This is a genomic window from Microbispora rosea (assembly GCF_900156315.1).
Taxonomy (GTDB): Bacteria; Actinomycetota; Actinomycetes; order Streptosporangiales; family Streptosporangiaceae; genus Microbispora; species Microbispora rosea.
This window is the reverse complement of record NZ_FTNI01000007.1, coordinates 140,954-165,518: the sequence shown is the minus strand read 5'-3', so window position 1 is coordinate 165,518 and position 24,565 is coordinate 140,954. Positions and strand designations below refer to the sequence as shown.

The 24,565-nt window shown below is 70.7% G+C and carries 21 protein-coding genes and 1 pseudogene; 12 read left to right on the top strand and 10 right to left on the bottom strand.

Annotated features, from left to right (window positions below; all coding sequences use genetic code 11):
- Positions 1 to 4: 4 nt before the first annotated feature.
- The 4 genes from BXA11_RS12655 (at position 5) to BXA11_RS12640 (ending at position 3,908) form a co-directional block, all read left to right on the top strand.
- Positions 5 to 1,189, top strand: coding sequence for a thiolase family protein (locus tag BXA11_RS12655; RefSeq protein WP_076434664.1), 1,185 nt, complete (start codon positions 5 to 7; stop codon positions 1,187 to 1,189).
- Positions 1,186 to 3,291: a 3-hydroxyacyl-CoA dehydrogenase NAD-binding domain-containing protein gene (locus tag BXA11_RS12650; protein WP_076434663.1), complete on the top strand. Its 2,106-nt coding sequence runs from the start codon at positions 1,186 to 1,188 to the stop codon at positions 3,289 to 3,291. Before BXA11_RS12655 ends, BXA11_RS12650 begins: the two co-directional genes overlap by 4 nt.
- A 147-nt stretch (positions 3,292 to 3,438) precedes the next feature.
- A complete protein-coding gene (locus BXA11_RS43090) occupies positions 3,439 to 3,609 on the top strand; it encodes a hypothetical protein (protein ID WP_159454772.1) in 171 nt (56 codons plus the stop codon).
- Positions 3,610 to 3,671: 62 nt separating this feature from the next.
- Entirely contained in the window at positions 3,672 to 3,908 is a 237-nt protein-coding gene (locus tag BXA11_RS12640; protein ID WP_076434661.1) for a hypothetical protein, read from the top strand.
- An 85-nt stretch (positions 3,909 to 3,993) separates the two neighbouring features.
- Here BXA11_RS12640 and BXA11_RS12635 read toward each other — a convergent pair.
- Positions 3,994 to 5,068, bottom strand: a pseudogene (locus BXA11_RS12635) (alkene reductase).
- A gap of 129 nt (positions 5,069 to 5,197) precedes the next feature.
- Between BXA11_RS12635 and BXA11_RS12630 the strand changes: the two are divergent.
- Together BXA11_RS12630 and BXA11_RS12625 are read left to right on the top strand one after the other, a co-directional pair.
- Entirely contained in the window at positions 5,198 to 5,569 is a 372-nt protein-coding gene (locus tag BXA11_RS12630) for a MerR family transcriptional regulator (RefSeq protein WP_030505443.1), read from the top strand.
- A gap of 131 nt (positions 5,570 to 5,700) precedes the next feature.
- Positions 5,701 to 6,321 carry a LysE family translocator gene (locus tag BXA11_RS12625; protein WP_083744185.1) on the top strand — a complete coding sequence of 207 codons (621 nt, stop codon included), beginning with the start codon at positions 5,701 to 5,703 and terminating at the stop codon, positions 6,319 to 6,321.
- Here BXA11_RS12625 and BXA11_RS12620 read toward each other — a convergent pair.
- Positions 6,287 to 7,768, bottom strand: coding sequence for an amino acid permease (locus BXA11_RS12620; RefSeq protein ID WP_076434660.1), 1,482 nt, complete (start codon positions 7,766 to 7,768; stop codon positions 6,287 to 6,289). The genes BXA11_RS12625 and BXA11_RS12620 overlap by 35 nt on opposite strands.
- A gap of 66 nt (positions 7,769 to 7,834) precedes the next feature.
- A complete protein-coding gene (gene dxs, locus BXA11_RS12615) occupies positions 7,835 to 9,748 on the bottom strand; it encodes a 1-deoxy-D-xylulose-5-phosphate synthase (RefSeq protein ID WP_076434659.1) in 1,914 nt (637 codons plus the stop codon).
- Positions 9,749 to 9,988: 240 nt separating this feature from the next.
- On the opposite strand from dxs, the gene BXA11_RS12610 reads away from it, so the two are divergent.
- A complete protein-coding gene (locus BXA11_RS12610; RefSeq protein ID WP_083744184.1) occupies positions 9,989 to 10,780 on the top strand; it encodes a neutral zinc metallopeptidase in 792 nt (263 codons plus the stop codon).
- Here BXA11_RS12610 and BXA11_RS12605 read toward each other — a convergent pair.
- The 5 genes from BXA11_RS12605 to BXA11_RS12585 all read right to left on the bottom strand — a co-directional run bounded on the left by BXA11_RS12605 (position 10,777) and on the right by BXA11_RS12585 (position 16,757).
- Positions 10,777 to 11,997, bottom strand: coding sequence for an ROK family transcriptional regulator (locus BXA11_RS12605; RefSeq protein WP_083744183.1), 1,221 nt, complete (start codon positions 11,995 to 11,997; stop codon positions 10,777 to 10,779). The genes BXA11_RS12610 and BXA11_RS12605 overlap by 4 nt on opposite strands.
- Before the next feature lie 82 nt (positions 11,998 to 12,079).
- Complete coding sequence (locus BXA11_RS12600) at positions 12,080 to 13,327, bottom strand: sugar ABC transporter permease (protein WP_030505449.1); 1,248 nt, start codon at positions 13,325 to 13,327, stop codon at positions 12,080 to 12,082.
- Entirely contained in the window at positions 13,324 to 14,100 is a 777-nt protein-coding gene (locus BXA11_RS12595) for an ATP-binding cassette domain-containing protein (protein WP_030505450.1), read from the bottom strand. Before BXA11_RS12595 ends, BXA11_RS12600 begins: the two co-directional genes overlap by 4 nt.
- 217 nt (positions 14,101 to 14,317) lie before the next feature.
- Positions 14,318 to 15,439 carry a sugar ABC transporter substrate-binding protein gene (locus BXA11_RS12590; RefSeq protein WP_076434657.1) on the bottom strand — a complete coding sequence of 374 codons (1,122 nt, stop codon included), beginning with the start codon at positions 15,437 to 15,439 and terminating at the stop codon, positions 14,318 to 14,320.
- Between the two features lie 592 nt (positions 15,440 to 16,031).
- On the bottom strand, positions 16,032 to 16,757 hold the full coding sequence (locus tag BXA11_RS12585; protein ID WP_076434656.1) for a sulfite exporter TauE/SafE family protein: 726 nt from the start codon (positions 16,755 to 16,757) through the stop codon (positions 16,032 to 16,034).
- Between the two features lie 176 nt (positions 16,758 to 16,933).
- On the opposite strand from BXA11_RS12585, the gene BXA11_RS12580 reads away from it, so the two are divergent.
- The gene (locus BXA11_RS12580) at positions 16,934 to 17,248 is read left to right on the top strand and encodes a hypothetical protein (RefSeq protein ID WP_143734224.1); all 315 of its coding nucleotides are present in this window, start codon (positions 16,934 to 16,936) and stop codon (positions 17,246 to 17,248) included.
- The gene (locus BXA11_RS12575) at positions 17,229 to 17,564 is read left to right on the top strand and encodes a type II toxin-antitoxin system PemK/MazF family toxin (RefSeq protein WP_204053635.1); all 336 of its coding nucleotides are present in this window, start codon (positions 17,229 to 17,231) and stop codon (positions 17,562 to 17,564) included. Before BXA11_RS12580 ends, BXA11_RS12575 begins: the two co-directional genes overlap by 20 nt.
- Positions 17,565 to 17,745: 181 nt before the next feature.
- On the opposite strand, the gene BXA11_RS12570 is transcribed toward BXA11_RS12575, so the two are convergent.
- Positions 17,746 to 20,520 carry an aconitate hydratase gene (locus tag BXA11_RS12570; protein ID WP_076434653.1) on the bottom strand — a complete coding sequence of 925 codons (2,775 nt, stop codon included), beginning with the start codon at positions 20,518 to 20,520 and terminating at the stop codon, positions 17,746 to 17,748.
- A 259-nt stretch (positions 20,521 to 20,779) separates the two neighbouring features.
- Positions 20,780 to 21,499, bottom strand: a complete 720-nt coding sequence (locus BXA11_RS12565; RefSeq protein ID WP_231513698.1) for a metal-dependent hydrolase — start codon at positions 21,497 to 21,499, stop codon at positions 20,780 to 20,782.
- Positions 21,500 to 21,898: 399 nt separating this feature from the next.
- Here BXA11_RS12565 and BXA11_RS12560 point away from each other — a divergent pair, with 399 nt between their 5' ends.
- The 3 genes from BXA11_RS12560 to BXA11_RS12550 all read left to right on the top strand — a co-directional run bounded on the left by BXA11_RS12560 (position 21,899) and on the right by BXA11_RS12550 (position 24,541).
- Positions 21,899 to 22,633 carry a PadR family transcriptional regulator gene (locus BXA11_RS12560; RefSeq protein WP_030505456.1) on the top strand — a complete coding sequence of 245 codons (735 nt, stop codon included), beginning with the start codon at positions 21,899 to 21,901 and terminating at the stop codon, positions 22,631 to 22,633.
- Complete coding sequence (locus BXA11_RS12555) at positions 22,630 to 23,346, top strand: DUF1707 SHOCT-like domain-containing protein (RefSeq protein WP_244303583.1); 717 nt, start codon at positions 22,630 to 22,632, stop codon at positions 23,344 to 23,346. Before BXA11_RS12560 ends, BXA11_RS12555 begins: the two co-directional genes overlap by 4 nt.
- Before the next feature lie 85 nt (positions 23,347 to 23,431).
- On the top strand, positions 23,432 to 24,541 hold the full coding sequence (locus BXA11_RS12550; protein ID WP_204053634.1) for a HesA/MoeB/ThiF family protein: 1,110 nt from the start codon (positions 23,432 to 23,434) through the stop codon (positions 24,539 to 24,541).
- Positions 24,542 to 24,565: the final 24 nt, after the last annotated feature.

The window sequence follows — 24,565 nt, the reverse complement described above, 5'->3', positions numbered from 1 at the left end:
CCCCGTGCCTGCGTCCCGTGAAGTCGTCTTCGTCGACGGCGTTCGGACGCCTTTCGGCAAGTCGGGCCCGAAGGGCCTGTACGCCGAGACGCGTGCCGACGACCTGGTAGTCCGTGTCATCCGCGAGCTGATGCGGCGCAACCCCGGCCTCCCCCCGGAGCGGGTGGACGAGGTGGCCATCGCGGCCACCACCCAGATCGGCGACCAGGGCCTGACCATCGGCAGGTCCGCGGCGGTGCTCGCCGGTCTGCCGAAGTCGGTCCCCGGCTACGCGATCGACCGCATGTGCGCCGGCGCGATGACCGCCGTGACCACGGTGGCGGGCGGCATCTCCTTCGGCGCGTACGACGTGGCCATCGCCGGCGGCGTCGAGCACATGGGCCGCCACCCCATGGGCGAAGGGGTGGACCCCAACCCCCGGTTCCTGTCCGAGCAGCTCGTGGACGGCTCGGCGCTGGTCATGGGCATGACCGCGGAGAACCTGCACGACCGCTACCCGTCCATCACCAAGGAGCGCGCCGACGCCTTCGCCGTCGCCTCCCAGGAGAAGGTCGCCAAGGCGTACGCCGACGGCAGGATCCAGCGCGACCTGGTGCCGATGGCCGCCCGCAAGGCCGCCGAGGGCTGGGGCCTGGCCACCGTGGACGAGGCGCCGCGCCCCGGCACGACGCTTGAGGGCCTGCGCACGCTCAAGACGCCGTTCCGCGCGCACGGACGAGTCACGGCGGGCAACGCCTCCGGCATCAACGACGGCGCGACCGGCTGCATCGTGGCCGCCGAGGACGTGGCCCGGGAGCTGGGCCTGACCCCGCGCATGCGGCTGGTGTCCTACGCCTTCGCCGGCGTGGACCCCGAGGTGATGGGCATCGGGCCGATCCCCTCCACCGAGCGCGCGCTGCGCCTGGCCGGGCTGTCCGTCGACGACATCGGCCTGTTCGAGATCAACGAGGCGTTCGCCGTCCAGGTGCTGGCCTTCCTGGAGCACTTCGGCATCGCCGACGACGACCCGCGCGTCAACCCGTACGGCGGCGCGATCGCGTTCGGCCACCCGCTGGCCTCGTCGGGCGTCCGGCTGATGACGCAGCTCTCGCGCGAGTTCGCCGAGCGTCCCGACGTCCGCTACGGGATCACCACGATGTGCGTCGGCATGGGCATGGGCGGCACCGTCATCTGGGAGAACCTGTCATGAGCACCCTCGACACCAGCAGGGCCCTCCTGGAGGGCAAGAACGCCGACGAGGTCGTCACCAAGGCGCTCGTGCGCGACGTCGAGCTTCCGTACGGCGCGGGCACGATGGCCCTGATCACGCTCGACAACGGCCTCGACCACACCAAGCCGAACACCTTCGGCCCGCACGGCCTGCTCGCGCTGAACGACGCGCTGGACGCGATCGCCGCGCGCTCCGATCTCGCGGCCGTCGGCGTCGTCGGCAAGCCGTTCATCTTCGCCGTCGGGGCCGACCTCAAGGGCGCGGCGGCGGTGTCCTCCCGCGAGGAGGCGCTCGCCATCGGGCGGCTCGGCCACCACGTGTTCCGCCGTCTCGGCGAGCTGGACGTGCCGTCGTTCGCGTTCGTCAACGGCGCGGCGATGGGCGGCGGGCTGGAGATCGCCCTGCACTGCACCTACCGCACCGTGTCGTCCGGCGTCCCGGCGATCGCGCTGCCGGAGTGCTTCCTCGGCCTGGTGCCCGGGTGGGGCGGCACCCAGCTGCTCCCCCGCCTGATCGGCCCGGAGAAGGCGCTCAAGCTCGTCATCGAGAACCCGCTGTCGCAGAACCGCATGATCAAGGGCCGTGACGCGTACGCCCTCGGCATCGCCGACGCGATGTTCGAGCCCGCCGACTTCGTCGAGGAGTCGCTGCGGTGGGCCGCCCAGGTGCTGCGCGGCGAGGTGACCGTCGAGCGGACCGACCACACCGCCGAGGACTGGGCCCCGGTGATCGACCAGGCCAGGACCCTCGTGGACCTCAAGCTGCGGGGGGCCTCCCCCGCGCCGTACCGGGCGCTCGACCTCGTGGCCCTGGCCCGTACGGCGTCGCGCGACGAGGGCTTCGCCGCGGAGGACGAGGCGCTGGCCGACCTGCTCATGAGCGACGAGCTGCGGGCCGGGCTGTACGCCTTCGACCTGGTGCAGCGCCGGGCCAAGCGGCCGGCCGGCGCGCCGGACAGGTCGCTCGCCCGCCCGGTCACCAAGGTCGGCGTGGTGGGCGCCGGGCTGATGGCCTCGCAGCTCGCGCTGCTGTTCGCCCGCCGCCTGGAGGTCCCGGTCGTGCTCACCGACCTCGACCAGGCCCGGCTCGACAAGGGCGTCGGCTACGTCCACGCCGAGGTCGACAAGCTGCTGGGCAAGGGCCGGATCTCCGCCGACCAGGCCAACCGGCTGAAGGGCCTGGTGACCGGGTCGCTGACCAAGGACGCCTTCGCCGACGCCGACTTCGTGATCGAGGCGGTGTTCGAGGACCTCGGCGTGAAGCAGAAGGTCTTCGCCGAGGTGGAGGAGGTCGTCTCCGGCACCTGCGTGCTCGCCACCAACACCTCGTCGCTGTCGGTCACCGACATGGCGGCCGGCCTGCGCCACCCCGAGCGGGTCGTGGGCTTCCACTTCTTCAACCCGGTCGCGGTGCTGCCGCTGCTGGAGATCGTCCGGGGCGCCGCCACCGACGACGCGACGCTGGCCACGGCGTTCGCGGTCGGCAAGACGCTGAAGAAGTCGTGCGTGCTGGTCAAGGACGCGCCCGCGTTCGTCGTCAACCGGCTGCTGACGCGGTTCATGGGCGAGGTCACGGCGGCGGCCGACGAGGGCACCCCGCTGGAGGTCGCCGACCACGCGCTCGACTCGCTCGGCCTGCCGATGACGCCGTTCGCACTCCTCCAGCTCGTCGGCCCGGCCGTCGCGCTGCACGTCGCCGAGACCATGCGCGCGGCGTTCCCGGACCGGTTCGGCGTCTCGGAGAACCTCGCCAAGCTGGTCGCCGCGGGCAAGCCGGGCATGTACGGCCCGGACTTCCAGATCGACCCGGAGGTGCGGACCCTGTTCGAGGGCGGCTCGTCCCCCTCGGCGGCGGAGGATGTGCGGCTGCGCGCGCTGCGGGCCCTCGCCCAGGAGATCAGGCTCATGCTCGACGAGGGCGTGGTCGCCGCGCCGCAGGACATCGACCTGTGCATGATCCTCGGCGCGGGCTGGCCGTTCCACACCGGCGGCATCACGCCCTACCTCGACCGTACGGGCATCTCCGAGGAGGTCACCGGCTCCCGCTTCCTGGAGCCCGGCGTGGCGTCCGTACCGGCCTGACCCGCATGGCCCGCCCGGCCCGAGCCGACACGGCCCGCGCCGGGCGGTCCGTCCGCGCCTTCCGCTCGAGCCTTCCGCCACGGACCCGCGAACCACGAGACCGCGAACCCGCCCCGGGCCCCGCACCAGCATGTGGTCGATGTCATCGTGAGCGACCTGCAAGACCTGATCGATGAGTCGCATGAGGACCTTGAGAGGGACATGCTGCCAAGGTTCCTGCTCTTGGCCGGGGAGCCGCCCTGGTTCCTCACGGTGGACGCGATCGTGGTCTCGATGCGCTCGACCGGCTCTCCTCCGGCGGCGAAGCCATTTGCCTGACAGGCAGCCGGATGCTTTATCGGGGCAGGTTGTACTACGCCCGCGAAGGCCGCAGGCGGTGCATGTTCGACTACGGCGGCGACATCCGGGGCGACACGGCCCCCATCGAAGAACACCTCGGCGGCCTGTTCGATCTGCACGGGAGATACGCCGACGTCGAAAGAGGCCTCGTGCCAGGCGAGCAGACGCTGGACGACTGGCGCATCCATGCCTTCGTCCTGATGGAGCGGATCACCGGGATCCGCCTGTCGTTCGAATTGCTGGAACGGGGGAACGCGCTCTACCGCTTCCGGGGTTAGGGTGACCCACCTCCGGAAGCTCCGAACCGGAACACCGAGCCGCCACGCCACATCGGCGGGGCGGCTCGCTGCGGTCCGTACGCGGTCAGGCCGCGTGCCGGTAGGCGGGGTAGGTGAGGTAGCCCGCATCGCCGCCCTGATACCAGGTGGACACGTCGTCCGGCGCGACGGGAAGCCCCTGGCGCAGCCGCTCCACCAGGTCGGGATTGGCGATGAACGCGCGGCCGAAGCTGATCAGGTCGGCGCCGAGCCCCAGCCAGTGATCGGCCGCGGCCTTGTCCGCCTTCCGGGGACCCATCGGGAGGACCGGGTTGACGATGAGCGTGCCGGGCCAGGCCTTGCGCAGTTCGACCAGCACGTCCTCGTCCGTGGTGGCCTCAAGGTGAATGTAGGCCAGGTCCAGGGGAGCCAGCTCGGCGAGCAGCGCGCCGTACAGCTCGGGGACGTCGCTCTCCTCCGCGCCCCAGAAGCCCGCGCCCGGCGAGAGCCGGATGCCCGTGCGGTCGCCGCCCACCGCCTTCACGGTCGCCGTCACCGCCTCCACGGCGAAGCGGATGCGGCCCGCGATCGACCCGCCGTACGCGTCGGTGCGCAGGTTGGCGGTGCTCGACAGGAACTGGGAGATGAGATATCCGTTCGCGCCGTGCAGTTCCACGCCGTCGAAGCCGGCGTCGACGGCTCGCACGGCGGCCCGCGCGTAGGACAGGGCGTGCTCGGGCACCTCGGCGGTCTCCAGCGCTCTCGGCACGGGCGCCGGCTTGGGCCCCGACGGGGTGAACACCTCGCCGGGGGCGGCGACGGCCGAGGGGCCCACGGGCCGCATCCCCGTGGTGTCGGGGTGGGAGACGCGGCACCCGTGCATGATCTGGGCGAAGACGCGGCCGCCGTTGGCGTGGACGGCGTCGGTGACCGGCCGCCGACGACGCGACCTGCTCGTCGGTGTGCAGCCCCGGGGTGCCCGGATTGGAGTGCCCCACGAGGCTCGGCTGCACCCCCTCGGTCACGATGAGCCCGGCGGTGCCGCGCTGGGCGTAGTAAGCCGCCATCGACGGTGTCGCCAGGCCGCCCACGGCCGCACGGACCCGGGTCATCGGGGCCATCACCACACGGTTGGGCAGGGTCAGCGAACCGAGCCGGTAGCGGTCGAAAAGGGTCGTCATTCCTACGTGCCCTTTCCAGACGTTCCTGCGGATGGTCGCGTCCGCCGGCTGGACACGCGACTACGCTAAGACCTGACATTGACGTCAGATGCAAGTGTTTGAGCCGAGTTTTCGACAGGAGGCACGACGATGCGGATCGGCGAGCTGGCGGCGCGGGCCGGGGTGAGCGTCCGTTCCCTGCGCTACTACGAGGAGCAGGGCCTGCTGACCAGCACGCGCAGCCTCAGCGGTCAGCGCCACTACACCGACGACGAGGTCGAGCGCGTACGGCTCATCCAGCGCATGTACGGCGCGGGGCTCTCCAGCCGGACGATCGCCGAAGTGCTCCCCTGTGTCGACACGCCGAGCGAGCAGAACTCCGACGAGGCGTTCGAGCGGCTGGTCCAGGAGCGGGACCGGATCAGCCGGCACATCGACGAACTCGCCGAGGCCCGCGACGCCCTCGACCGGCTCATCGAGGTCAACCGTGTCCACCGCGCCCAGCAACTGACGCCTCGCTGAATCGGCCGGGTCCGTCCCGGAACACTCGTCAGAGGCCGGCCGGGACCGGAGGTTCGCCCAAGGCGGGCCGCGTGCTCGCCCTGACCGGCCGACGATAGCCTCTCGTGCGGACGAAACGGGAGGTTACCGGCGTGACGGAACTGCTGATGGGGCTCAGCCTCGGTCTGGGGGCGGGAGTCACGCCGGGCGCGCTGCTGACGCTCGTCATCACGGCGAGCCTGCGCGGCGGGTTCCGCTCGGGAGTGCGCCTGGCCTGCGTGCCCTTGCTGTCCGACCTGCCCGTGGTGCTGCTCGCCGTGACGGCGGTCGGGGCGCTGCCGCCGGTGCTCCTGCGCGTGCTGTCGGTCGGAGGCGGGCTCTACGTCGTGTACCTGGGCGTGGAGACGCTGCGCGAGGCCCGTACGGCCCTGCCGCCCCGCCCCGGCGAGGACGCGCCCTCCTCGGCCCGGGAGGTCCTGCGGGGCGTGGTGGTGAACCTGCTCAACCCGCACCCCTGGCTGTTCTGGATCGCGGTGGGCTCACCGATCTTCGTCTCCGCGTGGGATCACGCCCCGGCGTACGCGCTGGTCTTCGTGGGCGGGTTCTATCTGGTCCTGGTGGGCTCCAAGGTGGCGCTGGCGGGGGCCGTGGGGGCCGGCCGGCATCGGCTGACCCCCCGCGGCTATCGCCTGCTGCTGGGCGCGAGCGGCGCGCTGCTGGCCGCCGTCGGCGCCGTGCTCACCGTTCGAGGACTGCTTCCCCAGGGGTTGTAGCGGCCACCCTGCTGCGGCGGCGGCCGTACAGGAAGTAGACGACGGCGCCGACGACCATCCACGCGAAGAACCGGATCCAGGTCTCCACGGGCAGGTTGAGCATCAGGTAGGCCGAGGCCAGCACCGACAGGATCGGCACCACCGGCACGAACGGCGTGCGGAAGGAGCGGGGCAGGTCGGGGCGGGTCCTGCGCAGCACCACCACCGCCATCGCGACGATCACGAACGCGAACAGCGTGCCGATGTTCACCAGCTCCGCGATGGCGCTCAGCGGGATCAGCGCGGCGAGCAGCGCGGTGGCGGCGCCGATGACGATCGTGATCCGGTACGGCGTGCGGAACGTCGGGTGGACCTTGGCGAGGGACCTGGGCAGCAGGCTGTCCCGGCACATCGCGAACAGCACCCGGCTCTGGCCCAGCATGAGGATCATCACGACGGTGGTGAGCCCGGCGATGGCTCCGACGCTGATCAGCGTCGCCATCCAGGGCTGGCCCACCGACCGGAACGCGTCGGCGAGCGGGGCCGACGCGCTGAGCTCCGAGTAGTGCTGCATGCCGACGACCACGAGCGAGACCGCCACGTAGAGGATCGTGCAGACGACCAGCGAGGCGATGATCCCGATGGGCAGGTCGCGCTGCGGGCGGCGGGTCTCCTCGGCCGCGGTCGCCACGACGTCGAAGCCGATGTAGGCGAAGAACACCAGGGCGGCGGCGGTGAAGACGCCGAAGACGCCGTACGCGACCGGCTCCACGCCGAACAGCACCTGGATGAGGGGGGCCTTCATGCCCTCCCCTGCGGCCATGTGGTGGGACGGCGGGACGAACGGCCGGTAGTTGGCCCCCTTGATGAAGAACATCCCGGCGATGATCACGAGCAGCACGACGGCCAGCTTGACCGCCACCATGGCGCCGTTGAACCGGGCCGACATCTTGATCCCGGCCACCAGCACCCCGGTCAGCACGATCACGATCAGCGCCGCCGGGATGTTGAACACGGCCTCGTCCCCGGCGATGGACGACGGCAGGTAGATCCCGAAGTTCTTCAGCAGCGAGGCGAAGTAGCCCGACCAGCCCGAGGCGACCACCGCCGCCCCCAGCGCCAGCTCCAGCATCAGGTCCCAGCCGATGATCCAGGCCGGGAACTCGCCGATCGTGGCGTACGCGTAGGTGTAGGCCGAGCCGGCGACCGGGACCGTGGCGGCGAACTCGGCGTAGCACAGTGCGGCGAGCGCGCACACGATTCCGGCGACCACGAAGGAGATCGCGACGGCCGGACCGGCCGTGTTACGCGCCGCCACGCCGGTCAGCACGAAGATGCCGGTGCCCACGATGACGCCGATGCCGAAGACGGTGAGATCGAGCGCGCTCAGGCTGCGTCTGAGCCGATGCTCGCCGCCTTCGGCATCCTCAATCGACTGTTCGACCGGCTTCGTCCGGAAAAGGCTCATCCGCAGGCTCCTCATCACGTCGATGACCTGCAGACTTCCCGGTCACACCGGTATTACTCCTGGTTATCAATCCGTGGGCTGCACGAGCCGCGCCGGATGGCTCTCCATCACCTGCGACCTGCGCGCCACGGCCTCGGTGATCTGACGGGCGAGGTCCTGCCCGGTCAGGCCGATCTCGGAGAGGATCTTGACCCGCTTGGCGTGGTCGAGGAAGCGCTGGGGGATGCCGTAGGTCCGCACCGGCACGTCCACGTCGGCGTCGCGCAGCAGGCGCGCCACGGCGTCGCCCACGCCGCCGACCCGGCCGTTGTCCTCCACCACGACGACCAGCTTGTGCGCGGCGGCGGCCAGCACCAGAGCCTCGTCCAGCGGCTTCACCCAGCGCGGGTCCACCACGGTGGCCGAGATGCCCTGCGCGTCGAGGAGGGTGGCGGCCTCCATGCAGACCTCGGCCATCGGGCCGACCGCGACCAGCAGCACGTCGGCGTCGCCGGTGCGGAGCACGTCCATCTCGCCGAGCTTGCCGACGGCCTCCACGTCCTTGGGCAGGGCACCCTTGGGGAAACGGATCACCGACGGGCCGTCCTCGATCGCGACCGCCTCGGCCAGCAGCTCGCGCAGCCGCGCGCCGTCGCGAGGGGCGGCGACCGACAGCCCGGGGATCACCTGGAGGATCGACAGGTCCCACATGCCGTTGTGGCTCGGCCCGTCGTCGCCGGTGACCCCGGCCCGGTCGAGCACGACGGTGACCGGCTGCCGGTGCAGCGCCACGTCCATCAGGAGCTGGTCGAAGGCCCGGTTGAGGAAGGTCGCGTAGACCGCCACGACCGGGTGAAGACCGCCCATCGCGAGCCCCGCGGCACTGGTCAGGGCGTGCTGCTCGGCGATGCCCACGTCGTAGATGCGGTCCGGGTACGCCTCGGCGAACGCCGCCAGGCCGGTGGGGTGGAGCATCGCCGCGGTGATCGCGACGACGTCCTTCCGCTCGGCGCCGACCTTGACCATCTCGTCGCTGAACACGTTGGTCCAGCTGTGCGGCTTGGGCCGCTCCTCGCCGGTCTCGATGTCGAAGGGCTGCGGCGAGTGGAAGCAGTCCTCGTCGTGGTTCTCCGCGTGCGTGTAGCCGTTGCCCTTGCGGGTGAGCACGTGGACGATGACGGGCCCGCGGAAGCCCCTGGCGCGGCGCAGCGCGGCCTCCACCGCGCCCTCGTCGTGGCCGTCGATCGGGCCGACGTATTTCAGCCCGAGGTCCTCGAACATGACCTGCGGGGTCAGGATGTCCTTCAGGCCCTTCTTGATGCCGTGCAGCGTGTCGTACAGCGGCGCGCCGACCACGGGCACCCGGCCGAGGTTGTTCTTCACCAGTTCGAGCACGTGCTCGTAGCCCTGGCTCATCCGCAGGGACGACAGATGGGAGGCGAGGCCGCCGATCGTCGGCGAGTAGGAGCGGCCGTTGTCGTTGACCACGATGATCAGCGGCAGGTCCTTGCGCCCGGCGATGTTGTTCAGCGCCTCCCAGGCCATGCCGCCGGTCAGCGCGCCGTCGCCGATCACCCCGACCACCGTATGGTCCGCGTCGCCGCGCAGTACGAGCGCCTTGGCCAGCCCGTCGGCGTACGACAGGACGGTGGAGGCGTGCGAGTTCTCGATGAAGTCGTGCTCCGACTCGGCCCGGCTGGGGTACCCCGACAGGCCGCCCTCCTGCCGCAGCGTGCCGAACTGGCCGGCCCGCCCGGTCAGCAGCTTGTGCACGTACGACTGGTGGCCGGTGTCGAACAGGATCGGGTCGCGCGGCGAGTCGAAGACCCTGTGGAGGGCGATGGTCAGCTCGACGACGCCGAGGTTGGGCCCGAGGTGGCCTGCGTTCCTCGCGACTGTGGAGACCAGCAGATCGCGGATCTCCGCCGCCAGCGCGGGCAACTCCCCGGCCTCAAGACGCTTCACGTCGAGCGGGTCCTTGATCGTCTCCAGAATCCCCACCGCTCATCCTTCCCGCTCGCCATCGAACGGATCGAGTCTAGTTCGAGGAAGGTGCGGGGGTATCAGGGGTTGCACCGAACCTCCACAAGACCTTCCCGGCGCCGACATCGATTCCGCTTTACCCGTCGCCGCCTCCTGCCCTACCCTCATGATCCCCTAGAAGGAAAGTCCGCGTTACCGGATATTCGGGCGATTCGCCACATTCCTGACTATCTCTCTGTCCGCTTGGGATGCCCACTGATGATTCGCATAAGCCTCCGGGCGGCCGCCGTCATGGTCGCGGCGGTGGCGGGAGCCCTGTCCCTCACCGGCACGGCGGGCGCCTCCGGCGCCTCGGCGCGGCCCATGCCCACCGGCGCGGGAGCGCTGACGAGGAACCCGCTCTACGCCACGGGCGCCTTCGGATCCTCGGAGTGCACCGAGCCGGCCCGGTGGGCCGACGACCTCGACTCCTACCGGGCCTACCTGGACGACCTGCTCGGCTGCCTCGACCGGACCTGGCGCGAGAGGTTCCGGGAGGCCGGACTGCGGTTCTCCCCGCCCAAGGTGCGTTACATCACGAAGAGCGTGTACACGGGCTGCGGCCAATTCGTGGCGAGCTACGCCGCGGCCCTGTACTGCCCCGCGAACACGACGATGTGGATCATGCTGTCCAAGGAGGAGCTGTCGGACCGCATGGGGTTCGATCTCTTCACGATCGTCGCCCACGAGTACGGCCACCACGCGCAGGACCGCGCCGGCATCCTGGCCGAGTTCGAGCGGCGGTTCCGCACGCTGAGCGGGAAGCGGGCCTACGACCTCAACCGCCGCATCGAGCTGCAGGCCGACTGCTTCTCCGGAGCCTTCGTCCGCAGCGTCTGGAACTCGCTCGGCCGCGACCGGCACGACTGGGACGAGCAGCTCGAGGAGGTCGAAGGCGACATGTGGCACGGCAAGACGCGCAACATCCGCTACTGGCTCACGCGCGGCTGGTCGGGTCGCGGCCCGAAGGCCTGCGACACCTTCTCCGCCCCCGCCTCCAAGGTCGCCTAGCCGCCGAAGGGGGCCGGGGCCACTCGGGACAGCGCTTCGAGGGGGTCGGCGAGCACCTGGGCGAAGGCCAGCTCGGCGGCCCCCATCAGCGTCGCGTCGTCGCCCAGGGCCGAGGTGCGCAGCCGCACCTGCTCCCGCGTCGCGCGCAGGGTGCCGGTGGCGATCCGGCTGCGCACCTGGGCGGCCGAGCCCAGATAGATCTCCCGCAGGATGCCGCCGAAGACGACCATCTCGGGGTTGAAGACGTTCACCAGGGTGGCCACGCCGAGCCCGAGCCAGTTGCCCACGTGGGCGAGGGCCTCCTGAGCCATCACGTCGCCCCGGTCGGCCGCGTCGACGACGGCGCGGACCGCGTCCCTGCCGATCATCTCGCCGTACCGGCCGGCGTGCTCCATCAGGGCCGGCTCCCCCACCTCGGCCTCCAGGCAGCCGCGCGAGCCGCAGGCGCACGGGCGGCCGTCGGGGTTGACCACCATGTGGCCCACCTCGCCGCCGTACCCGCCGTACCCCCCGAGAAGCTGGCCGTTCACGATGATCCCGCCGCCGATGCCCACGTCGCCGTGCAGGTAGATCAGGTCGCGGCAGCCCGCGCCGATCCCGCGGGTGTGCTCGGCGAGCGCGCCGAGGTTGGCCTCGTTGCCCACCGCCACGGGCAGCCCGAGCGCGAGCCGCTTGGTCAGCTCCTCCCCCAGCGGCACCTCGAACGCGCCGATGTTCGGCCCGATCCTGACCACGCCGTCGGAGGCGCGGACCACCCCGGAGACCGCCGCCGCCGCGCCGACGCAGATCGTGTCCTCGCGCGTCCTGCGCCGCATCTGCCGGGCGAAGCCCGCCAGCGTCCCCACGACCTGCGCCATGTCGAACGGCCCGCGCGCCCGCACGGCCTCCCGGCGGTCGAGGATCACACCGCCGAGGCCGATGCGCGCGGCGGCCAGCCGGTCGACTCCGACCTCGAAGGCGAGGACGTAGACGCGGGCCGTCTCCGGGCGGACGACCAGCGACGGCCGCCCCGCCCGGCCGGTGTCCTTGGGCAGTTCCTCCCTGACGAGGCCGGCCGCCGTCAGGTCCGCCGTGAGCGCCATGATGGTGCTCCGGTTCAACCCCATCAGCGAGGTCAGCTCGGCCCGTGAGGTCGGCCCTCCGAGATGGACGTGCCGCAGCAGCGTCCCGAGGTTGTGCTTGCGGATCTCCTCCTGTGAGGGACCGGCGCGCATCATCGGGGCAGCCTCGGATTTCGTGGGGTCGGGGGGAACCTGACCAGGTCAGGGGGCGGAGATCACCTTATCGGTCCCGATCACGTCATCTTCTGCCGGTCGCCGCCGCGCGCTTCCTCGACAGCGCGTCCACGCCCGCGGCGAGCAGGAGCACTGAGCCGGTCACGACGAACTTGACGCCGGCGCTGTAACCCATGAGGCCCATGCCGTTCTCGATGACCGCGACCACCGCGCCGCCGAGCAGCGCGTCGAGCGCCCGGCCCTTGCCGCCGAAGAGGCTGGTGCCGCCGATGACGGCCGCGCCCACCGCGAACAGCAGCACGTTGCTGCCGCCGGTGTTGGGGTCGACCGAGTTGGCCCGCGACGCCGCGATGATGCCGCCGAGCGAGGCCATGAAGGAGCAGATGACGAAGGCGGAGATGCGGATGCGGTCCACGTTGATGCCGGCCCGGCGGGCGGCCTCGGCGTTGCCGCCGACCGCGTAGATGTGCCGGCCGTACGCCGTGCGCCGCAGCACGAAGGTCCAGACGATCAGCAGGATCACGATCAGCGGGACGACGATCGGCACGCCCTTGAGCGACACGAGCGCCGCGTTGCGGCTGCGCTCCACGTTGAGCACGTACACCGCGAACCCGGCGACCACGGCGAGCGTCACGACCCGGGCGGCGATGACCGCGATCGGGGTGGCGACCAGGCCGCGTGCCGCGCGGCGGCGGGCCTGCACGAGCTGGATGGCGGCGTACGCGATGACGCCCACGGCCAGCGCGGCCCAGCCGGCCGCGGGCGGGACGTTCTTGTTGGCGATCGCGAGGATCGTCTCGTCGCGGATCGAGATGTTGGTGCCGTCCTTCACCAGCAGCAGGACGACGCCCTGGAAGGCCAGGAACGCGGCCAGCGTGACCACGAAGGACGGGATGCCGAGCTTGGCCACCAGCGACCCGAGCACCAGGCCGATGACCGCGCCGGTGACCATCGCGGCCAGGACCGCGAGATACCAGGGCCAGCCCTGCAGGGTGAGCAGCACGGCGAGCACCGCCGCGCAGACGCCGCTCGCGAAACCGGCGGACAGGTCGATCTCACCCAGGAGGAGCACGAAGATCAGGCCCATGGCGATGACGGCGACCGCCGCGCCCTGGGTGAAGAGGTTGGCGAAGTTGACCGCCGACAGGAAGGCGGGGCGCAGAACCGAGAAGACCACGCAGAGGATGACGAGGCCGAAGACCGCGGGAAGCGCCCCCAGCTCACCGCCCTTGATCCGCTCGAGGTAGCCCTTGACGTGCACACCGAGCGAGGACTCGGCGTTCTCCTGCTTGGGGAGCGTTTCGGTTGTCATGATGCCGCTCCGTTGCCGTTCTTGAGCCCGAGCTCCCCGCTGCGCCCGGAGGTGATCAGTTCCACGATCTGCGCGTGGGTCACTTCGGATGCCTTGACCTGGGCCGCCATCCGTCCCAGGTACAGCGCCGCGATCCGGTCGGACACGGCGAAGACGTCGTTCATGTTGTGGGAGATGAGCACCACCGCGAGACCCTTGTCGGCCAGGCGGCGGACCAGTTCGAGCACCTGCGCGGTCTGCGCGACGCCGAGGGCGGCGGTCGGCTCGTCGAGGATGACGACCTTGCTGTTCCAGAGCACGGCCTTGGCGATCGCCACGGTCTGCCGCTGACCGCCGGACAGGCTGGAGACGTGCTGGCGCAGCGACTTGACGGTGCGGACCGACAGGCCGGCCAGGGTCTTGGCCGCCATCTCCTCCATCGTGTCCTCGTCCAGCACCAGACCGCTGCGGCGCTCCCGGCCGAGGAACATGTTCTGCACGATGTCGAGGTTGTCGCAGAGGGCGAGGTCCTGGTAGACGATCTCGACGCCCAGCGCCGCCGCGTCCCTCGGCCCGCTCACGTGGACCCGCTCGCCATCGAAGAAGTACTCGCCCGAGTCGATCGGGTGGATGCCGCCGATGCACTTGACCAGCGTCGACTTGCCGGCGCCGTTGTCGCCGACGAGTGCTGTCACCTCGCCCGGGTAGGCCGAGAAGGCGACGTCGTGAAGGACCTGCACGGGGCCGAAGCTCTTGTTGATGCCGCGCAGTTCCAGGATCGGTCCCTGGGACACGATGGGCTACTCCGTAGATCGATGGGGCCGGTACGGCGCCGTTCTCCGGGCCGCCTCTCGTCGCTCCGGGCGGTGCGGGGCGCACTGTCCTTCCGGGACAGGTCGTCTCGGGACCGTGTCTTCATGACAGTGCGCCCCGCACGGTGCTCGTCGCGGCTCAGCACGTCGCCCGCTCAGGGGGTCCGCGTCGCCGTACGCACCCGGTGGATGGATGTGCTTAGCTGATGCCGGCCTCGGTGCACTTGTCGGCGAACTCGCCGGTGCACAGCTCGTCCTTGCTCACGAAGCCGTCGGCCACGACGTCCTTGACGTTGTCAAAGAAGATGGCCTGGGGCTCCAGCAGCACGGACGGGACGTCGCGGTTGCCCTCGGTGTCCTTGACCGTGCCGCTCGCCTGCGGCTGCTCGCCCTTGGCCAGCGAGACCGCGAGCTGCGCGGCCGCGTCGGCCTCCTTCTTGATGGCCTTGTAGACCGTCATGCACTGGTCGCCGGCGAGGATGTTCTGCAGGCCCTGCACGGTGGCGTCCTGGCCGGTGACCGGGACCTTGCCGTTCAGCTTCTGCTTCTTCAGCACCGAGATCGCGGCGTTGCCGAGGCCGTCGTTGGCGGCGAGGACACCGGCGATCTTCGGCTCCTGGGTCAGCATCTGCTCGAAGATCGTGCCGGCCTGGGTGTTGTCCCAGTCCGGAACCGACTGGTCCGGGCCCTTCTTGTAGTCGCCGGAGTCGTACTTCGGCTGCAGCACGCCGTCGTAGCCCTGCTTGAACAGCGTCGCGTTGTTGTCGGTCGGCGAGCCGTTCAGCTCGGCGACGATCGGCTTGTCGGCCTTCTTGTCGGTCAGGCACTTGACCAGGCCCTCGCCCTGCAGCTTGCCGACCGCCGTGTTGTCGAACGACACGTAGTAGGAGGCGCTGCCGCCGAGCGTGAGGCGGTCGTAGTCGATCGTCGCGACGCCCTGCGACTTGGCCTTGTCCAGCACGGCCTTGCCGGTGCCGCTGTCCAGGTTGACGATCATCAGGACGGTCGCGCCGTTGGTGATCATCTGGTCCGCGATCGTCTGGAACGCGGTCTTGTCGCCCTGGGCGTTCTGGATGTCCGACTGCACGCCCGCGGCGTCGAACGCCTCCTGGAGGTACTTGCGGTCGGCGGTCTCCCACCGGGCGGAGGACTTGCTGTCCGGCAGGATGACGCCGATCTTGCCGGGCTTGGCGTTGCCGGCGGCGGCCGAGGGGGCGCCGCTGGACTCCGCGGAGGTGTCACCGCTCTCGCCCCCGCAGGCGGTGAGACCGAGGGTGAGCGCCGCGGCGGCGGCGCCGATGCTGAGGATCCCCTTGCGCATGATGCGTGGGTCCTTTCTTTGACTGGGGGTCTATGAGGGGGTGCGGCCGAGCCGGTGCCCCTTCCCGCCGTCTGGGCAGATCTCGTGGGCTGTAGGCACCTTGGCCACCCGGTACGGCAGGGGCCGGGTCACGGCGTTCACCGCTCCAGGGAATGTTGTTTGAGACAACGTAAGCCCAAAGCCCAGGTGGTGAAAGACACAGGACGGTAACGTTTGTTGTTCGCGGTAACAATGAAGAAACGTACGATCAACATCGGCCGCGCTCCGTCGCGCCCGGCTCGACGGATGATCGTGACACGTTCGTGACCCCGGTGCGCCCACCGCCGGCGGAGACGCTCGCGCGTACGGCGGAGGGGCCCGCGACGCGGGGGCCGGCGACGCCTCCGCCCGTTCTGTCCCGCCGGTCGCTCAGCTGCCGCGCCGGGGGCCGTGAGGTCGTGCGCGACCTGTCGCCGGACATCGCGCCGGGCGGGCGCGTCGCCCTCGCCGGTCCCTCCGGCCGGGGAAGACTACCCTGCCGACCAGGCTCGGCGGACCGCCGGAGCCCGCCGGCGGCCGCGTGCCGTCCGGCGATCGGGCACAGGAGGCGCGCTCAGTGCGCGAGGCTCTGCCCGAGCAGCGCGCAGGCGGAGACGGCGGCGACGGTCAGGACGGCCGTACGCAGCCGCCCGCCGTCGAGGTAGCGGCGCAGCGGCCCCGAGGCCGCGAAGCCGAGCAGGACGAAGGGCACGAGCGCCGCCCCCGCGGCCAGGGCGCGCCCCGGGAGCCTGCCGAGGAGCGCGAGGATGACGAGCGACTGCGCGGCGCTCACGCAGAAGAACATGGCCAGTGTCGCCCGGATCTGCGGGCCGCGTGCGCTCTGGTAGACCAGGGCGATCGGCGGGCCGCCGATCCCGGTGGCCGTGCCGGTGATCCCCGACAGGAACCCGGCCGCCGTGAGCGTCGCGCCGTTGCGCGGCACGGACACGGCGCGGGCCGTCAGCACGACCGCGATCAGCACCATCACGCCGACCAGCACGCCGAGCGTCGCCGTGCTCACGTAAACGACCACGAGGGCGCCGATCGCGCTTCCCGGCAGCCGCCCCAGCAGGGCCCACCCCGCTCCCCGCCACTCGGCCCTGCGCCACTCCCTGGCCAGGGTGAACAGCGGCATCGCCATGTTGACGACCTGGACCGCCCCCGGCATGACCGAGGGATCGAGCAGCGTGATCAGGGGTGCCGCGACCAGGCCCAGACCGAACCCCACCCCGCCCTGCACGACCGCCCCGGTGAAGACGGCCACTCCCGCGAGGAGCAGCAACGCCACGTCGTGATCCATGGGCCGGACCCTAGCGGTGCCCCGGTTCCGCCCGGCAACCGGTTATCGGGCCCGAGAACTCGGACAATCACCGTCAGTAACTGAAATATGTTGCGAGAGTAATCGGGGCCTTCGTAGACTCCCACGTGGCGACATCGCCATAGCGCTTTTTGTAGACAGGATCGTAGCCTCGCGGTATGGGGAGCGAGCAACGCCACACGACGATCCGGGTCAGCACTCTTACTCGCGACAAACTCGCGGCGATCGCCAAACAGGAAGGCAGACCCATGACAGCAGTGATCGACGACGCCGTCGCCGAGTACGAACACAAGAAGTTCTGGGAAGAGATGCGAGCAGCGGTCGAACGGACCCGGCGCGAGGACCCCGAGGGCTGGGCCGATCACCTGGCGGAGACCGCCGCCTTCGACCGGGCCGCTCCAGACGGACTCGAGCCGGAGGACTGGTCCTCCCACCTGCCCCCGAAGGAGGATGATGCGGATAACCCTCGGTGACCTCTGGCTGGCCGACTACGGTCAACCGACGGGCCGAGAGCAGGGCGGGCCGCGACCAGTGGTGGTCATGAGCGGCCGCGCGATCAACGACGTGCGGATGGGCTTGGTTTTCACCGTGCCGCTGACCACCACCGAGCGCGGCTGGCCCAGCCATGTCGAGATCGCACCCGGCACGGGTTTGGAGAAGCAGAGCTGGGCGATGGTGGAGCAGTTCCGCGCCATCTCCGTGCGGCGACTGACCAGGAGGATCGGCTGGGTGGAGGAGCCGACGCTCGAGAAGATGCGCGTCGTCCTGAGCCATCTCATCAGGGCGTAGGCGAGCCGCTTGAGCGGCTCCCATGCCCGCAGGACGGAAGCGTGAGGTGCTCGTGCCGCGTGGCGCGGATTGCCTGCCTTCCCCGGGCCACTCTTCACGCCTCGGCCCAACGGGGGCCGCCCGTCCTGGACGGGACCGAGATCCCGTCCAGGACGGCGTCGTGTCCGATGAGGATGCGCGCTCAGCTCTTGGCGAGCAGGGAGCGCAGGACGTACTGCATGATGCCGCCGTGGCGGTAGTAGTCCGCCTCGCCGGGCGTGTCGATCCGCACCACGGCCTGGAACTCGACGTCCCCGGCCCGCACGGTGACGGTGGCGGGGGTCGAGCCGGTGTTGAGCTCCTCGACGCCCACGATGTCGAAGGTCTCCTCGCCGGTCAGGCCCAGCGAGCCGGCGCTCTCACCCTCGGGGAACTGCAGCGGCAGTACGCCCATGCCGATCAGGTTCGACCGGTGGATGCGCTCGTACGACTCGGCGATGACGGCGCGCACGCCGAGCAGCGCGGTGCCCTTGGCCGCCCAGTCGCGCGACGACCCCGAGCCGTACTCCTTGCCGGCCAGGACGACCAGCGGGATGCCGGCGGCCTGGTAGTTCTGCGACGCGTCGTAGATGAACGCCTGCTCCCCGCCCGCCGTGAAGTCGCGGGTGTAGCCGCCCTCCACGCCGTCCAGCAGCAGGTTGCGCAGCCGGATGTTGGCGAAGGTGCCGCGGATCATCACCTCGTGGTTGCCGCGGCGGGAGCCGTACGAGTTGAAGTCCCTGACCTCGACGCCGTGCTCGCGCAGGTAGCGGCCCGCCGGGGTGTCGGCCTTGATCGAGCCCGCCGGCGAGATGTGGTCGGTGGTGACCGAGTCGCCCAGCTTGGCCAGGACCCTGGCGCCCCGGATGTCCGTGACCGGCTCGGGCTTGGCCGGCATGCCGTCGAAGTACGGCGCCTTACGGACGTACGTCGACTCCGGGTCCCACTCGAAGGTGTCGCCGGTCGGGATCGGCAGCGACTGCCAATGCTCGTCGCCCTTGAACACGTCGGCGTAGTCACGCTTGAACATGTCCTGACTGATCGACTCCGACACCACCGTCGCGACCTCCTCGGGCGACGGCCAGATGTCCTTGAGGAAGACCGGCTGCCCGTCGGTGCCGACACCGAGCGGCTCGTTGTTCAGGTCGACGTCCATCGACCCGGCCAGCGCGTACGCCACCACGAGCGGCGGCGAGGCCAGGTAGTTCATCTTGACGTCGGGGTTGATCCGGCCCTCGAAGTTGCGGTTGCCCGACAGCACGGCGGTGACCGCGAGGTCGCTGTCCTGGATCGCGGCGGAGATCTCCGGCTCAAGCGGGCCGGAGTTGCCGATGCAGGTGGTGCAGCCGTAACCGACGAGGTTGAAGCCCAGCTTGTCCAGGTAGGGCTGGAGACCCGACCGCTCGAAGTAGCCGGTGACGACCTGGCTGCCCGGGGCGAGCGAGGTCTTCACCCACGGCTTGCGCGACAGGCCCTTGTCCACCGCGTTCTTCGCCAGCAGGGCCGCGCCGAGCATGACGTACGGGTTGGAGGTGTTCGTGCAGGACGTGATCGCCGCGATCGTGACGACACCGTGGTCGATCTCGAAGGACGTGCCGTCCGACAGCGTGACCGGCGTGGGCCGGTGCGGCCGCTCCCCGTTGCGGCGGACGGCGTGCGGCACGTCGCCCGCCCCGCTGTGGGAGATCGCCGGAGAGTCGGAGGCCGGGAACGACTCGGCGGACGCCTCGTCGGCGGGGCCCTGGATGCAGTCATCCGCGACGTAGTCCCGCACCGCCGCGCGCCAGGCCGACTTGGCGTCGGCCAGCGGGATGCGGTCCTGCGGGCGCTTGGGCCCGGCGATCGACGGGACGACGGTCGACAGGTCGAGCTCGATGTACTCGCTGAAGGCGGGCTCGGGCGCCGAGGGGTCGAGCCACAGGCCCTGCTCCTTGGCGTACGCCTCGACCAGCGCGACCTGCTCCGGCGAGCGGCCGGTGAGCTTGAGGTAGTCGACGGTCTGGCCGTCGATCGGGAAGATGGCGCAGGTGGAGCCGAACTCGGGGCTCATGTTGCCGATCGTGGCGCGGTTGGCCAGCGGCACGCTGGAGACGCCCTCGCCGTAGAACTCCACGAACTTGCCGACCACGCCGTGCTTGCGCAGCATCTCGGTGATCGTGAGCACGAGGTCGGTCGCGGTGGCGCCGGCCGGCAGCTTGCCGGTCAGCTTGAAGCCGACCACCCGCGGGATCAGCATCGAGATCGGCTGGCCGAGCATCGCGGCCTCGGCCTCGATGCCTCCGACGCCCCAGCCGAGGACGCCGATGCCGTTCTCCATCGTGGTGTGGGAGTCGGTGCCCACGCAGGTGTCCGGGTACGCCTTGCCGTCGCGGGTCATGACCACGCGGGCCAGGTGCTCGATGTTGACCTGGTGGACGATGCCGGTGCCCGGCGGGACGACCTTGAACTCGTCGAACGCCGTCTGGCCCCAGCGCAGGAACTGGTAGCGCTCGCGGTTGCGCTCGTACTCCCGCTCGACGTTGCGCTGGAAGGAGTCGGGGTGGCCGAAGAAGTCCACGATGACCGAGTGGTCGATGACCATCTCGGCCGGCGCGAGCGGGTTGATCTTCGCCGCGTCGCCGCCCAGGTCGCGTACGGCCTCGCGCATCGTGGCGAGGTCGACGACGCAGGGCACGCCGGTGAAGTCCTGCATGATCACGCGCGCGGGGGTGAACTGGATCTCGACGCTCGGCTGGGCGTTCGGGTCCCAGCCCGCGATGGCGCGGATGTGGTCGGCGGTGATGTTCGCGCCGTCCTCGGTGCGGAGCAGGTTCTCCAGCAGGATCTTGAGGCTGTACGGGAGGCGCGCCGACCCCTCGACGGCGTCCAGCCGGTAGATCTCGTATGACGCGTCACCGACGCGCAGCGTGTCACGGCTGCCGAAGCTGTTCGCGGACACGAAGTTCGCCTCCCCAGGGTTCCGGGCTTGTCACAGGTATCGTCTGCATCCTCCCGCACGCACGGGACACTCCTGACAATTAGGTTGCCCTAACCTGTGCGGCTCGGAGGATGTCTCGACATCAAGATATCCCTCAAGATATCTCGACATCAAGTTACTCTTGGGTAGGCCGACGGCCACCGCACCGACGTCGGCAGACGGGTGAATTTTTCGGTTCCGGGAAGTTCCCGCGAACGCGCCGGCCGCGAGGCCTCCCCGCTCAGGCGGGCATCAGCCGCAGGCAGAACAGCGCGATCACCACGATCGACAGCGCAGGGCCGAGGAACTGCTTCTCGAACGCCTTGCCCGTCTTGATCCCGATATCCCACGGCAGGAGCCAGCGCCCCTTGATCGGCCATAAGACGGGACAGCCGCGCTCGGTCAGACAGTCGCCGATCACGTGCACCAGACAGCCGACCCCGATGGCCAGCCCCAGCCAGGAGTAGGTGACCCCGAGCGTCATGAAGGTGAGGAACAGCGCCGCGGTGAGGCCGACGTTCACGATCGCGGAGGTGAGCGTCCTGCCGGGCACGCCGATGCCCACGGCGCGGATCGCCAGGCCGATCATCAGCACGACCAGGATGTCGCGGCCGACGGCGTAGCGGTCGCCGAGCAGGTGCGCTCCCACTCCCATCAGGACGCTGAACAGCAGCGAGTGGGTGGCGTGGCGGTGCCCGCCGCTCACGAAGTTCACGCCCTTGCTGAGCAGCCAGGTCACCGGTCCGAACGTCTGGGCGATCGTGGCACTGGGGTGGTCGAGATCGGGCAGCATGGCCGCGCCCGCGCACACCACGGCGCCCGCGACGAGCTCGGGCGGGGTCAGGATCGGCCCCGTCATCGTCGCCAGCTCAGGATGTCCCAGCGCCTCCGGCAGTGCCACCAGGACCGGCGCCACCGCCAGCCACACCGCCGCCCCGCTGAGGGCGTGCGAGTGCCCCATCATGACAAGATCACGCTTTGAGACTCTACGGCAAAGCACTGACAAATTCCGCGAAGCACCCACCGGTCCGGCTGCGTGTCGGCCCCGCAGGGCGGTGGCGGCGGGAACGTGCCAGCACCCCGGCGGCCCGGAACTTTCCCCCGTGACGGCGGCCGGAATGACAAAGACGGGATCGTCCCGCTCCAAGAGCACCCCCCAGCCCTCTCAGAGCAGAACGATCCCGTCTTCGTGAGAGGTAACGCTACGGTCTCGGGCCCTGTTCCCCCTACTCGAAAAACTTCCCCGTGAGCTACGTCACTCTTACCCGGGGATTGTCGTAAGAACCATCGCGATATATCGTTGAGCCATCGAGAACGGATCGTGAAGCAGACAAGTCGGGAACCAGAAGGGGGCACTGCGATGAGTTCGGCAGGCACGGTCGGCGGGCCCTGGGCCCGTACGGGGTTCGAGCACCGGTTGAGACACGAGATGCGGCGCGCGATGCGCGAGGCGTTCACGAAGGGGGCGGCCATGTGGCACCAGGAACATCACGAGGGCGGGGGCCCTCACGAGCACCGGCACAGGGGCGGCATGCGGGGGCGCGGCCCATGGGGCGGTTTCGGGCCCGGCCCCTTCGGGCCACCGTGGGCGGGCGGCAACTTCCCGTTCGGCCCCCGGGGCTTCGGACGGCCGAGGAAGGCCAAGCGCGGCGACGTGCGGGCGGCGATCCTCGCCCTGCTCGCCGAGGAGCCGCGCAACGGCTACCAGATCATCCAGGAGATCGCCGAGCGCAGCCAGGGCGGATGGAAGCCCAGCCCGGGCGCGGTCTACCCGGCGCTGCAGCAGCTCACCGACGAGGGCCTGGTGCGCGCGGAGGAGACCGACGGGCGCAAGACGTTCCAGCTCACCGAGACCGGTCGCGCCTACGTCGAGGAGCACGGTGACGAGGTCCGGGCGCCCTGGGAGGAGATGACGCCGGACATCGGGGACGACGTCCACGAGCTGTTCGACCTGTCCAGGCAGGCGGCGTCCGCACTGTTCCAGATCGCCCATTCGGGCAGCGAGGGGCAGGTAAGGCAGGCGAGGCAGGTCCTGACCGAGACGAGGCGGCAGTTGTACCGGATCCTCGCCGACGGCGACCCTGTGGAGGAATGACGATGGTCTCCCCCGACGAGCCCGCCGCCGCAGGCGGCGCACACGTCTCCCGCGGCGGCGGCACGCCGAGCGCAGGGTCGGCGGGCCACACCCCGCCGAGGTCAGGGTCGGCGGGCCACGCCCCGCCGAACGGTCCGGCGCACGGCGGGCTGCGGATCGGCGACCGAGAGCGCGATGAGGTGACGCGGCTCCTGCACGACGCGTTCGCGCAGGGCCGCATCACCCGCGAGGAGCTCGACGAGCGCCTCGACGCGACGCTCTCGGCGCGCACCGCCGAGGACCTCCGGCGGGTGACCGCCGACCTGCCCGGCGCGTGGCCGGCCGACGCCCGGGCGGGGGGCGCGCCGGGCGGCGGCCGCTGGGCCGGCGACGCACGGACCGGGGGCCCCTGGCACCCGGGCTTCCCCTCCGCCGGCATGCCCGGTTTCCCCGGTTCCTTCCCCCGCTCCCCCGTGGGCGCGCGCCCCGGGCCGTACGGTCCCTTCCTGCCAGGCGGCCCGCAGTGGGGACGCGGCATGGTCTCGCGGCGGCACGGCCACCGTCCGCATCCGGCGATGTTCCTCATCCCGGTGGCCGCGATCGTCCTCCTGGTGGCAGGTCCGATGTGGCCGCCGTTCCTGGTGCTCAAGCTCCTGGTCGTCGCCCTGGTGGTGAAGGCGGTGCTCGGCATGACCCACCACCGGCGTCATCACCGGCACTCCATGCGGCACTGACTTCGGGTCTTGCGAATCGGAGCCCCAGGTGATGACTTCTCGGTAGGACCGCACGCAACCCCCTGCCGAGGAGGAACCGGGACACGTGCTGTTGCCACGGGTCAAGCGGAGGCACGAGCCGCACCGCTTCGATGACGGAACGGTGCGCATCGGCGGCGAGATCTACGGGCTCGCCACCGAGATCAGCGATCCGACGGGGGGCGCGTGGGCCGCGCTCACCCTGATGGACGGCACCCGGTCTCCCGCGGACGTCGCGGAGGCCGTGTGCCGGCGGCTGCCCGGCGTCTCCGCGCCCCAGGCGGCGCGGATCGTCGCCGCCCTCATCGCGTCGGGGCACGTGGAGGACGCCGCGGCCCCGGCACCGGGCGAGCTCAGCGAACGGGAGCGCAGGCGGTACGACAGGAGCCAGGCGTTCTTCCATCAGGTCGACCTGACGCCGGGGCGGCAGGGGTGGGACGCGCAGGTGCGGCTGCGGGCCGCACGGGTCGTGGTGCTGGGCCTCGGAGGCACGGGCAGTCACGCCGCGTGGGCCCTCGCCGCCTCCGGCGTCGGCCGCCTGCACTGCGTCGACGCCGACGTGGTGGAGCTGTCGAACCTGAACCGGCAGGTCCTCTACAGCGAGGACGACCTCGGCCGCGCCAAGGTGGACGCGGCCCTCGGCAGGCTGCGCCGGCTGAACTCCGACATCGAGGTCACCGGCGAGCGGCGGGCGATCGGCAGCGAGGCGGACCTGCTGTCCGTCGTGGCGGGCGCCGACGTCCTCGCGCTGTGCGCCGACGAGCCGAGGGAGCCTGGCATCCGGATCTGGGCCAACCGCGTCTGCGCGCGGGCGGGCGTGCCCTGGGTCGGCGGAGGCTACAACGGCCCGCTCGTGACCGTGGGCGTCTTCACCCCCGGCCGCGGCGCCTGCTACGAGTGCCTGTCGGCGGGCGAGGCGCGCCGCCGCAGACCGGGTCTTCCGGTGGACCTCGGAGGACCGGCCGTGGTCGCCGCCTCGGCCGGCCTTTCGGGGCATCTGGTCGCCCACTCGGTGATCTCGCTCATCACCGGAGTGCCCGAGCCCACCACCGGAACGGTCGTCGGGCTGAACCTCGTCGCACCTGACCAGCACGTGTGGGTCCGGCATCCGCCTCGCCCCGACTGCCGGGTCTGTGGAATTCAGCGGACATCGACCAAGTCACAAAATAGGACTTGACCGATCATGTGTGACATCCGAACA